Here is an 11,666-nt window from a genome sequence, read left to right on the forward strand (position 1 = left end):
CTGCCAAAAATGTGACTATTTTGCGACGTCTCAATTTGATTTTGAAATACACCGCACCCGCACTCCCATATCAACACGAAAAAATGCCCCTTATCTCAAAAGCATTCCGAGATAACAGGCATTGCAAACAGATCAGTTCAAGCAACGATACCCAGTCCAACCATTAACGATTACCAGCCGACATTTCACGGCGGTCGATCACCGCACTATTCAAAAACCAGTGCCGGTGCCAGTCGCCACTCAACGCGGTAAAGGGCACAGGGGTCTTGCCGGCCGCTTCCACCTGGTCAATCAAATAGTTGCGTAAGATCCACGGGTCCTCCAAGGACTGTTGGGTCAAATCAAATAAACGGTCAAGTTTAGTGACGCTGATGTTCAAATCAGTTGCGACCTGCGTCTTCGTTAGTCCAGTCAACGCAAAGTTTGCTTGTAATTCTTCACGCGTGGCGCGCATTTGTTGCGGATTTAGTGACATTGTTCAATTCCTCCTATAAAAGGGTCCTTTTAATTGGTCATCATACAGGGGCAACCCTCGTCGGCCCAATCACGATTGTAAGTGACACCAATTCTCAACCGGGTCCTACTAACAGGGCACCCTGCTGCGGTTAACAAACCGTAACAGCTATTATAGCCGCCTGACACAATTAAGGAAGTGACGTTTTGAGACAAATATAGTATTGGTGTATCATAACTGCATGACAAAAATTATAATGAACAATCAAATGCAAATTGACCAGCGAACCCATCAAACTCACCGCAAGTTAATGACCGCGCTGCAAGCTCACTTTGCGGCGCAAATACCCTTCAATAAATTGACCGTCAAACAGCTTTGCCACGATGCCCATGTTGGTCGTGCGACCTTTTATCGACATCACCAAGATATTGCAGATATTATCGTTGTCGAATACCTGATTACCCTGCAGGAACTCGGCCACGCGCTTAATAACTTGGAAAACCCGACCTATGCCACGATTGCAGGGGCCGTTATCACCACCATGCGCGCACACTTGGATTTACCCCAACTGACCGCTTGGGCGCATTGTGCTGACCGGGTTCTTCCACTAGAAACTGGCTTCGCCCAGCAACTACTCACCGCATTGGCGATTCAAGCGCCACACCAGCACTTCATCGCAACTTTTCTGGGCCACAGTTGCCATCAATTCGCTTGGCAACTCGCAACAACTCAGCCGGCGCTCAATCGAATCGAGACGTATCGCCTCTTCATTCAGCTCATCCCGAATGTCTTGCAAACACCAACGATTCCTACCAATACCAGTTTGGACTGAGACTGACCGGTCGAAATAATGACTGACAACAAACTCATCGGACCCAAAAACGCGCAGACTAACCTTTTGGCGTCACCACGAGTAGTCCCAAAACTTCGTGCTCAGTTTTGGAACTACTTGACACGACTCCAGCTGACTCATAATTATATTTATTTACTAACCCCAAAGTGGGCGCCTTTATTTGACGCGTCTCGACTAGCCAGTTACGCTAGACTTATCAAAGCTACGGAGGGGATTACATGCCAATCAATCCAAGTCACGCCCAAGATGTCTGGAAAGACGTCGGAGAACACGTTCAATTTACAGTTCTTCAGTTAAACCGCCAGGATCCGCAACACGACCGTGAAGTGTTCCAAGAATTTGCTGACCGGTCACAAGCCATTATTCGTTCCTTACGCATCCGCGACGCCAAGCCTGAGACCGGTACCCAACTGAAAGTTAGCATCGGTATTAGTAGCAGCGCTTGGGATTACCTCTTCCCGGACGCTCCCAAACCGCGCGAACTTGAGACCTATACGACATTACACGGTCCCAAGTACAGCATGCCCGCAACTGACGGGGACCTCTTCTTCCACATTCGTGCTAGTAACGAAGCGGTCGTTTACGAGTGCCAGACCCAATTTCAGCGGGTACTCGCACCCATCACATCTGTTCTCGACGAAACTAAGGGCTTTCGCTACTTTGAAGGCCGCGCCATCATTGGCTTCATCGATGGGACCGAAGCGCCTGCCATCGAAGACGCCGCTGATTACGCCTTAGTTGGCGAAGAAGATCCGCAATTCATCAACGGCTCCTACGCCTTCGCTCAAAAATGGCAACATGACATGCCGATTTGGGAACACATGACCACCGGCGACCAAGAAAAGGCAGTCGAACGCGAAAAATTCAGCGATTTTGAATTGGACGACGACGATAAATTCAAGAACGCCCACAACGTTGCTTCCAAGTATGAAGTCGATGGTGTCGAACAAAAAATCGTTCGGATGAACGTCCCATACGCGCAACCCGCTGTTGGTAATATTGGCACCTATTTCATCGGCTACGCACGTCACTGGACCGTCACCAAGGGCATGTTACAAAACATGGTCGACCAAGGCGACTTACTATTGACCTTCTCCAAACTGCTGTCCGGCCAAGTCTTCTTCATTCCATCACGGGACTTGCTGGCGCAAATTGCGGATGATGACTTTTAATTTCGCTTAATGACCAGACCTGTATGACGCAAAAATGGCTCTGAAACCAACCTCCGAATCGGAAGCTGGCTCAGAACCGTTTTTTTAATCATTTGATGATTTCCGTGCAATATTAATGGCTGCTAGCGTTGAAATCAGCATTAATCCTGTCATAATCATGACAGCTGTATTGTACGAAACGACTGGACTAGCAATGCCGGCCGTCATTAACGTGATGATTGACAGCCCAACTGAGCTCCCAATCTGATGCACCATATTGACCACGCCCGATGCCGAGCCCGCAATCGCCGCATCCGTATTTGCGACCCCCGCGACCGTCAGCGGACTCAAAGAAAAACCTTGGCCGATCCCGATAATCACCATTGGAATCGCAATCGCCGTCACGTAGCCCGCGCGTACGCCGACCAGCGCGGCCATCAATAAGCCGACTAACGTAATCAGTTGCCCCGCAATCAAGATTTGATTGTTCGTGAATCGGTTATTCAAACGTGACACCAGGGTGGCGAAGATGAATTGAGGCACCGTTTCAGGCAAAAAGCCTAGCGCAGCCATTAATGGCGTAAAATGATAAACATTTTGCATCGCCTGTGGTGTTAAGAAGAAGTACGAAATCATCGCACCGAGAAAGAAGAACCGCGCCACATAGGCACTACTGCGTTCACGGTCAGCGAATAATTTCAATGGCATGATTGGATGGTTTGAGCGGTGTTCTTGCCATACAAACGCTGCCAGGACAATAATCGCAATGATAATCGTTAACACCGGATTTTTAGCGCCATTAATCCCGTAGACCAGCGCAATGATCCCAATCACTGATAATAATGAGCCCAACCAATCCAGCTTGCCAGTACTGCGTTGACTAACCGGAACAAATTTCAAAGTCAATAAGAGCATCACAATGCCAATCGACACGTTCAATAGGAAGCTCAGTCGCCAAGTCATGTAGCTGGAGATCAAGCCACCAATCACGAGACCAAAGCTCGCGCCCAGACCACCAGTAGCGCCATAATACACAATCGCGCGTGTCCGCATGTTATCTTGATACGTATCCATTAGTAACGCGAGCGTCGTCGGCGCCAGAATAGCGGAACCAATCCCTTGCAGTGCCCGCATGCTAATAATCATCCCCGCACTCGTCGAAAGTCCGACCAGTAACGAGCCAATGCTAAAAATCACCAAGCCAATCAAGAAAATCTTGCGCCGTCCAAAAATATCCCCGGCACGACCACCGAGCATTAACAAGCCACCAAACGTCAGCGCATAGGCGTTCGTCACCCACGAGAGCGCTTGGGCTGACAAATTCAAGTCAGCGGCGATTTTGACCGTACTGGTAAAAACAATCGAATTATCCAGCAGAATCATAAAATAACTAATCAGAATAATTGGCAAAATGATGCCAAACCGTTGTTGTGTTTTATTCATGTTTGCTTACCTCAATCTTTAATTAATAGCCACAGTCTATAACCTTAAAGTAACTTCAAGGCAAGCTTTTTTCTGAAAATAATTTGTTTTTTTGCAAAAAGGCCCTGCAAGCACGGCGTAATCATCCAACTCAGTTAAGTTAGAATGGTTGTGCCGACTCACAAGGGCCTTTTCATGATTGTCCCTAGCCACTGTTTAAGATTGCAGCTAGTCACTAGTCCTGATTATGTTGTCGTTCCAAGGCACGCAGCTCTTCTTCCGCTTCCTGCATGTGGTCATAATAATGATCCAACTTGTAATGCAAGTGGTCGATTGCCGCCTGAATGTCATCACGTCTTTCTTCCATTTCTTCGAGCTGCGTCTTCAATAAATCGATCTGCTCACTCGTATTATCTTCCTGAGCATCAAATAACTGAATATAGCGCCGCAAATTCACAATGCTCATCCCAGCGGCTCGCATCTGGCGGACAAACACGATCCGCCGAATAATCCGGTCATCGATTTCCCGATTTCCCGTCTCACTGCGGTCGATAGCTGGAATCAGCCCTTCCTTTTCATAATACCGAATCGCCGCCGAAGATACGCCCGTCTGCTCACTTGCTTGTTTGATATTCATTAGAAGACCTCCATATTACTAATTTGAATTACACCATTCATGGCCCTATTATCTAACCTTCAAGTTACTTCAAGGCAAGCCCTAAAGTGACTTTTTCATTAATTTCGATTTTACGTCATACAAACTAGCCGACTTGTCGACTCCAATCCAAGCTACTAATCCTGACTAATCATGACTGAATCACCGGCATTCGCGGCTAGTCGTTCAACCGCAGTCCCAATCAAATCACCGTGTTTTAGAATGAACGCGCTCGCCGGCTCTAATAGGCGCACCTAATTTATTGTCGTTTTTCCCATGCAAGTGGCCTGACATCTGCTATAGTTAAGTCATAAAGATAGTAATTTACAGGAGGCTCTCAACATGGCAAATCGGTACTTACATAACGTTCAAGGCTTATTTGACACCATTGCACCTAATTATGACCGTATGAATAATATTATTAGTCTCGGAACGCATCGACACTGGCGCAAGCAAACGATGGCCCAAATCCATCTCGCACCTGATGCTCACGTCCTCGATTTGTGTTGTGGCACGGGAGATTGGACCATTGCGCTCGCACAGGAATTACAACCGACTGGCGAAGTGATTGGACTGGATTTTTCTGCGCCCATGCTCAAGCTAGCGCAACAAAAAGTCGCCCAACAACACGTCGCGGACCGGGTCTGGTTGCGCCGTGGTAATGCGATGCACCTTCCATTTAAAGATAACACATTCGACCTGGTCACCATTGGCTTTGGCCTTCGCAATCTTCCGGACAAAGCCCAAGCATTAGCTGAAATTTACCGCGTCCTCAAACCTGGCGCACGACTAGTCTGCCTAGAGACCTCCCAGCCGGATCAACCGCTCATCAAACCGGTCTGGCAGTGGTATTTTACTAAAGTTGTCCCATTATTTGGCCGCTTATTCGCACATCAATATCAAGAATATTCTTACTTACAAGAAACGACCCGCCACTTTGCCAGTTATCAGCAGCTGGCTCAGATGTTCAGGACGGCTGGCTTCCAAAACGTCCACTATCAACGTTTTAACTTTGGCGCTGCCGCTGCGCATTTTGGGACCAAGGAGGCCGATTAAATGGACGAACTGACTGCCTTTAATCGGTGCCTCGACTGGCTCACCCAAGCCGTTGCGCAGCCTACTCGAGTGGACGGCCTCGTCTTGTGCGGCAACAGTTTGCCAGCGACCGCGATTGCGGCGGGTCAACTCGCCCAGCAGTATCAGCTGCCGACCGTCATCATTGCGGGCGGCGTTGGTCACGCAACGAAGTACTTACGCCACAACCTTGACCAGCCAGCATCGCACGCTAGCGAAGCGGCCCTGATGGCGACACTCATCCGCCAAACCGGCTATACCGGTGAGCTCCGACTAGACGAAACTTCGACGAATACCGGGAGCAACGCCACCCATGCGCGGGATTTAGCCCCAGCCAATTGGCGCCACGTCCTGCTGATTCAAGACCCGTTGCTTGCTCGCCGGACTGAATTAACGTTTGCCGCTAACTGGGCCAATGTTGACTTTACTCGCTATCTTCCAACGACACTCCAACTGAGTCAACTGGAACCACTCCGATTCAAGGGAGAGACCACACTGACGGGCTGGCAACCAGCCTACTTTACCGAACTATTGCTCGGTGAATTTCAGCGGCTAGCGGATACCCCCACTGGTTACGGTCCCCGCGGGCAAGGCTTCATTGCGCATGTTGAGATTCCTGAAGACGTTCTAGCAGCGGTTGCTGATTTGCAGTCCAGAGCGCTGCATCGGCAACGTTGAGAATGCGTTCAACTGCACACGCTTGGTTCTAAAATCGAAACCAAACGGACTGAAAAGGACTCAATAAATGACTGACTAAAAGGCGTCTGGATCGAAGTGTTGCATTCGGTTCAGACGCCATTTTTAACATTCATCAGTCGTACAAACCGGTCCCTCCGAACGGCATTCCATTAACTTCACCGTTCCACTTAGCGCTGCGGTTCGCCACTAAACAGGGTAGCATAGCGCGTTGTCAGTTCCTGTGCGAGCAACTCACCGGCTAGCTGGGACCCTCCCAAATCTAAATGTACGTCATCCGTTGTACTTGGGTGCCACGTGGCCGTTTCAATCAATTCAATTTGCATAAATTCCGCCGTAACCGCGCGAATTACCGTCGCAAAGGCTTGATTGAACGGGACCAGCACTGCCAAGCGACTATTCGAATACAGTCGCTGCACTTGATTCAAGAAACGTCGGAACACGATTGTAAAGGCGGTGTCATCAAGTTTGCGGTCATTCGTGCCAACATTGATCACCACTAAATCTGTTGGGACTGGTTGCCACGGCGTTGTCGCATCAATCGCTGTCAGTGCATCTGGCAACACGGGGACCCCGCCCGTTCCAGGTTTTTGGAGGCCAACCGCACTATAGGCGATCCGTACGTTGCGGCTATTCAGCAAGTCACTTGCCACCGCCGCGTAATTGGCTTCACCACGATAATCTTCACCGGGATTTCTCCCAGCCACCCAACATCCGGCAGTCAACGAATCGCCAATCCAAGTCAGACTATGGCGTCCTAATTGAACGGGCTGCAACGTCCCATCGCTCGTCAATGCACTGATTGCAAACCCTTGATTACCATCCCAGACGCGGTCTTCATCGGTATTGCCACTCAGCACCAAGCGAATCACGTGGGGCCGACCATCCAAAGTCAGCCAGATTGGTTCACTCGTTACAGCTTGGCGTTGAAACGGCAACCCGTCGATTTGGATTGCGATCCAACTCGGTAACTCACGCGCTAAATCCAGCATGGTAATGCGGACAAAACTCGCCGCCGTGGCCTGAAACCACATTTCAGCGCCCAAATTAGTACTGTACATCACGGGTTGCTGCTCAATTTCTTTGATTGCCCATCGCCCCTGAAAATAAGCGGGCATCAGGGGCTGATTAGCTTGTGTTACTTGGTAATCCACGGTATTTCCTCCATCTCTATCTCTGTTGTAATTCACACCAGTAGTGTTCAGTTAAGTGAACAATGGTAGCTGGCGTGTTTGTTGAAACCCAATCCGATACGCGTTGTCAGCCAGCCCCGGAGGTCGGACTAAGGCGCGCACCGGCTGACGAACAATAAGCCAATCTAAGAATCCTCATTAACACTGCAAAACACCAAGCACAACGGTAAATCTGATTTATTTTGATAAATTGACCAAAACTTGATGGCTATCAAGTTGCCATCAAGAATCAGCGGCTATACTGGGGTCATCAAATCAAATAAGGAGTTGCAAATTATGAAAATTCAGGGGTTTCTAACTAAACATACGAATCAAATCACATTAATCACTGGTATTCTGATCGTCCTCGGCATGCTCAGCAAATACTTGTTCCAATTCACACTGGGCTACCAAGTCATTCTGGCTGTCGCATCCGTGATTGCGGTCATTCCAATCGCGGTTCGGGCTTGGAGTGCGCTGCGCAACAAGGTCTTCAGTATTGAACTGTTAGTCAGCATTGCCGTTATCGGGGCCTTCATCATTGGCGAATTCAATGAATCAGCCATCGTGACGTTCCTATTCCTGTTCGGGTCCTACCTCGAAAGCAAAACGTTACAAAAGACGCGGACGGCCATCAAAGGTTTGACTGACATGTCACCAACGACCGCGACCCTCGTAACCGCTGATGGTACGGAAGAAGTCGACGTCGATGATGTTGACGAAGGCGACGTTGTCTTAGTCAAGACGGGGAGCCAAGTCCCTGTCGACGGGGTCGTCGTTGAAGGTAATGGTTACCTCAACGAAGCTTCTATCACCGGTGAAGCCCGTCAGATCAACAAACAACTCAATGATTCCGTTTATTCTGGTACGATGGTCGAAAACGGCTATCTTAAAATCAAAGCGACTCAAGTGGGTGATGACACGACGTTTGCTAAAATCATCGAACTCGTCGAAGAAGCCCAAGACACGAAGTCCAAAGCTGAAAAGTTCATCGACCGCTTTGCTCAATATTATACGCCTGCCGTTCTGGTTTTAGCAGTCTTAGTCTTCGCCTTCTCGCGTGACTTCCGATTAGCGATCACCGTCTTAGTTCTAGGATGCCCAGGGGCCCTCGTTATCGGTGCACCCGTCTCAAACGTTGCCGGAATCGGTAATGGTGCCAAACGTGGCATCTTAATCAAGGGTGGCGAAGTCGTCGATACCTTTGCCAAAGTCGATACGCTGGTCTTCGATAAAACGGGGACTTTGACGGAAGGCAATACCGCCGTTACCACGATGCACACTTACACGACTAACGCCGACAATCAACTCGCTTTAGCCGCTGCTATCGAAGGCGTTTCTGACCATCCACTCGGTCAAGCTATCGTGACCTACGCAGCCCAAAAGTCCGCCGGTGTCGCACCCGTCCTCGATGATACCGAAACCGTCAAAGGCCAAGGCATCTGCGCTAAAGTCGGTGACCAATCCGTCGTCATTGGGAACCAAAAGATGTTAACCGCGCATCAAATCGAACTTAACTCAGCTCAACTCAAAGACCTGAACGATTTACAAGCAGGTGGTCAATCCACAGTCATCATGGCCGTTGATGGCCAAGTTCAACTGATATTCGGGATTGCCGATACCATCCGCCCAGGCGTCAAGGATTCACTCGCCGCACTCAAAGCTCAGGGTATCAAGAAATTAGTCATGTTGACTGGTGACAATCAGTTAACCGCCCAAGCAGTCGCAGATGAATTGAACCTAGACGAAGTTCACGCCAACTTATTGCCAGAAGAAAAGGTCGAATACGTTAAAAAGCTCAAAGCTGATGGGAACACAGTCGCCTTTATCGGTGATGGCATCAATGACAGTCCGTCCATCGCTAACGCGGATATCGGTATTGCCATGGGTAGCGGGACCGATGTCGCTATCGACACCTCCGACGTTGTCCTGATGCAATCCAGCTTCCCAGCACTGGTCCACGCCCATGGTCTCGCTAAGAAGACGGTGCTCAACACGCGGGAAAACATCTTCATCGCCATCGCGACGGTGGCCTTCCTCCTGATTGGCTTAGTCTTCGGTTACATTTACATGGCCAGTGGGATGTTCGTCCACGAAGCCAGCATCCTGGTCGTTATTTTCAACGCGATGCGCCTGATCAACTTCCAGACCAAGTTCGACAAACAACAACCTGCCAAAACGATTCAAGCCGCAACGGCCTAACCACGTTACGGAGATCCACCCCCAGCCCATAAAAAATGGCACCCAGACTAGTCTTCCCCAACTAGTCAGGGTGCTATTTTTAGCTAATAATAACTAAAATGATAACGCCATAATAATTTCATAAGTACGCTCGGTTGATTAATTGCAATTATAAACTAAAAAAGATCTTGTAAAGCCAAATCCCAATCACGGCGCCAACAATCGGTGCCACGACCGGAACCCAGCTGTATTCCCAATGTGAAGATCCCTTATTGGGAACCGGTAATAGTGCGTGAACGAGCCGCGGCCCTAAATCCCGGGCAGGGTTCAGAGCTGGCCCAGTCGGCCCACCTAGTGAGATGACCATTGCCGCAATCAGTAATCCGACCCCGATGTTAGCAATATCGATATTTTGATGGAAGAACATCCCGCGATACAGGCCCATCGCCCCAAAAATTAGGACGGCGGTCCCGACCATTTCGGTAATGAACCCGTTCAGCTGACTGTGAGCGGCGTCACTAGTGGCAAACGTCCCTAATACTGCGCCAGCATCAGTCGTTTGTCGGTAGTGCGGCCAGTATAGTGCGAGAATCAAGCATTGTCCTACGATGGCACCGAGAAATTGCCAGATTAAGTACTGCGCAACGTGTGACCAGGGGAAGAGACCAACCGTTGCTTGACCAATCGTAATCGCAGGGTTCAAGTGGTTACCAGAGATTGACCCGAACATCATTGCTGGCAGCATAACCCCCAGCCCGTACCCCGACGCCACCAGTAGCCAACCCCCGTTGGCGAGTCCTGGATCGTCGTTTCCGGTCGTGTTCTTTAGGAATGCATTAGCGACAGCACCGTTGCCTAGTAGCACTAGGATTAGGGTGCCAAAGAATTCTGCAGCATAGCGTGCTTCCCATGAACCTGTCATCTTGTATCCTCCTCGTATGGTACCGAGCATCTATGATACTTTGAAGGATAGCAGATAAAACTATTTATGTAAACGCTTCATTTTGCTGTAATAAGCCATTTCTAATCATCCGCGCCGGCCTCCTACTTATACCCCCGCGCGTATTAAAGTCGAGCTAGCGACGTTTGGCAAGCGCGATATCAGAATTCAAACTGGCGAATCAGATTCTCACCCTGGTTCATAATTGACGTAACTCAATAATTGCGGAACTTGATTTACCACCAGTGTCGCCATCCACCACCTGATTTCAGAAAAACTTACGTGCTGGAATTCAGTCATTAAAGCTAACTTTTCAGTTGCTGAATATCTAGAACTTGGCATGCAAAAAATCCCTTATGGCAGGTCAGCTGACAACCATAAAGGAACCGTAACAAGCGGGGACTGACGCAAGCGAACCGTCCCCCCTTATCCGTACTATTGGCTAGGCCACGTATTGGTCGTTCCTAGCATGTTAAACTCGCCCCACCCTTTTTGAGAATGCGCCAATTCATTGATCGCTGTTAACACTTTGTTCTCGTCGGCAGTGAAGTGTAACTTATCGACAAACACTTGACTGGCAATCTGGTCATAGACGACGCGGGCTTGGCGTTCAGGCGTCTGTTGATTATGTTTGACTTTACTGATACCAGTCTCAAGAATATTTAGCACATATTGGTAACGTTCGGGCGTAGCATGTTGCTGTAGTGAAAGCTGTAACCGAGTAAATAAGTCCAAAGCGTGGTTTTTAGCATGGTCCGACTTCGTGTTAGTCACAAAATCCCCTCCTGACATTAAGGTAAAAAAGCCTTTTCCCCGTGGTCATCGTAAGGCTTCCCCACATAACTGTCAAACCCAGGAAACCGTTTGCACGTCAGCCATTTGAAAGTTAACTTGATGAATTGGTCATTTGGGCAAAAAAGTTGCATCTACATACCTACGGGGGTATATTGTTAATTGTTAATAATGCACATCTGGAGGGGTTAACATGATTAAAGAAATTCATGATCAAGATTTTGCCAAAGAAACGGATACTGGGATTGCCGTCGTTGATTTCCGCGCTGACTGGTG

At 49.0% G+C, this 11,666-nt stretch carries 11 protein-coding genes and 1 pseudogene; 6 read left to right on the plus strand and 6 right to left on the minus strand.

What is annotated here, in order from left to right; translation table 11 throughout:
• Positions 1–163 precede the first annotated feature (163 nt).
• Positions 164–475 carry a DUF2316 family protein gene (locus tag MZO40_RS13705; protein ID WP_088770504.1) on the minus strand — a complete coding sequence of 104 codons (312 nt, stop codon included), beginning with the start codon at positions 473–475 and terminating at the stop codon, positions 164–166.
• Between the two features lie 220 nt (positions 476–695).
• On the opposite strand from MZO40_RS13705, the gene MZO40_RS13710 reads away from it, so the two are divergent.
• Together MZO40_RS13710 and MZO40_RS13715 are read left to right on the plus strand one after the other, a co-directional pair.
• Positions 696–1,286, plus strand: a complete 591-nt coding sequence (locus tag MZO40_RS13710) for a TetR/AcrR family transcriptional regulator (protein WP_105961644.1) — start codon at positions 696–698, stop codon at positions 1,284–1,286.
• A gap of 239 nt (positions 1,287–1,525) precedes the next feature.
• On the plus strand, positions 1,526–2,479 hold the full coding sequence (locus tag MZO40_RS13715) for a Dyp-type peroxidase (RefSeq protein WP_252133342.1): 954 nt from the start codon (positions 1,526–1,528) through the stop codon (positions 2,477–2,479).
• Positions 2,480–2,563: 84 nt separating this feature from the next.
• On the opposite strand, the gene MZO40_RS13720 is transcribed toward MZO40_RS13715, so the two are convergent.
• The gene (locus MZO40_RS13720) at positions 2,564–3,901 is read right to left on the minus strand and encodes an MFS transporter (RefSeq protein WP_252133343.1); all 1,338 of its coding nucleotides are present in this window, start codon (positions 3,899–3,901) and stop codon (positions 2,564–2,566) included.
• Between the two features lie 214 nt (positions 3,902–4,115).
• A complete protein-coding gene (locus tag MZO40_RS13725; protein ID WP_050338272.1) occupies positions 4,116–4,517 on the minus strand; it encodes a MerR family transcriptional regulator in 402 nt (133 codons plus the stop codon).
• A gap of 360 nt (positions 4,518–4,877) precedes the next feature.
• Here MZO40_RS13725 and MZO40_RS13730 point away from each other — a divergent pair, with 360 nt between their 5' ends.
• Complete coding sequence (locus tag MZO40_RS13730; RefSeq protein WP_105961645.1) at positions 4,878–5,591, plus strand: demethylmenaquinone methyltransferase; 714 nt, start codon at positions 4,878–4,880, stop codon at positions 5,589–5,591.
• Positions 5,592–6,287 carry a YdcF family protein gene (locus MZO40_RS13735; protein ID WP_105961646.1) on the plus strand — a complete coding sequence of 232 codons (696 nt, stop codon included), beginning with the start codon at positions 5,592–5,594 and terminating at the stop codon, positions 6,285–6,287.
• 188 nt (positions 6,288–6,475) lie between these two features.
• On the opposite strand, the gene MZO40_RS13740 is transcribed toward MZO40_RS13735, so the two are convergent.
• The gene (locus MZO40_RS13740) at positions 6,476–7,459 is read right to left on the minus strand and encodes an SGNH/GDSL hydrolase family protein (protein WP_252133344.1); all 984 of its coding nucleotides are present in this window, start codon (positions 7,457–7,459) and stop codon (positions 6,476–6,478) included.
• Positions 7,460–7,774: 315 nt separating this feature from the next.
• Between MZO40_RS13740 and MZO40_RS13745 the strand changes: the two genes are divergently transcribed.
• Positions 7,775–9,679 carry a heavy metal translocating P-type ATPase gene (locus MZO40_RS13745; protein ID WP_050338268.1) on the plus strand — a complete coding sequence of 635 codons (1,905 nt, stop codon included), beginning with the start codon at positions 7,775–7,777 and terminating at the stop codon, positions 9,677–9,679.
• Positions 9,680–9,827: 148 nt separating this feature from the next.
• Here the strand turns inward: MZO40_RS13745 and MZO40_RS13750 are convergent, their stop codons facing one another.
• Positions 9,828–10,580: an MIP/aquaporin family protein gene (locus tag MZO40_RS13750; protein WP_101874191.1), complete on the minus strand. Its 753-nt coding sequence runs from the start codon at positions 10,578–10,580 to the stop codon at positions 9,828–9,830.
• A 453-nt stretch (positions 10,581–11,033) separates the two neighbouring features.
• The gene (locus tag MZO40_RS13755) at positions 11,034–11,372 is read right to left on the minus strand and encodes a PbsX family transcriptional regulator (protein WP_101874192.1); all 339 of its coding nucleotides are present in this window, start codon (positions 11,370–11,372) and stop codon (positions 11,034–11,036) included.
• 211 nt (positions 11,373–11,583) lie between these two features.
• Here MZO40_RS13755 and MZO40_RS17530 point away from each other — a divergent pair.
• Positions 11,584–11,666, plus strand: a pseudogene (locus MZO40_RS17530) (thiol reductase thioredoxin); the annotation flags it as partial.

The organism is Lactiplantibacillus sp. B652, assembly GCF_023806745.1.
In the GTDB taxonomy this organism is placed as follows: domain Bacteria; phylum Bacillota; class Bacilli; order Lactobacillales; family Lactobacillaceae; genus Lactiplantibacillus; species Lactiplantibacillus pentosus.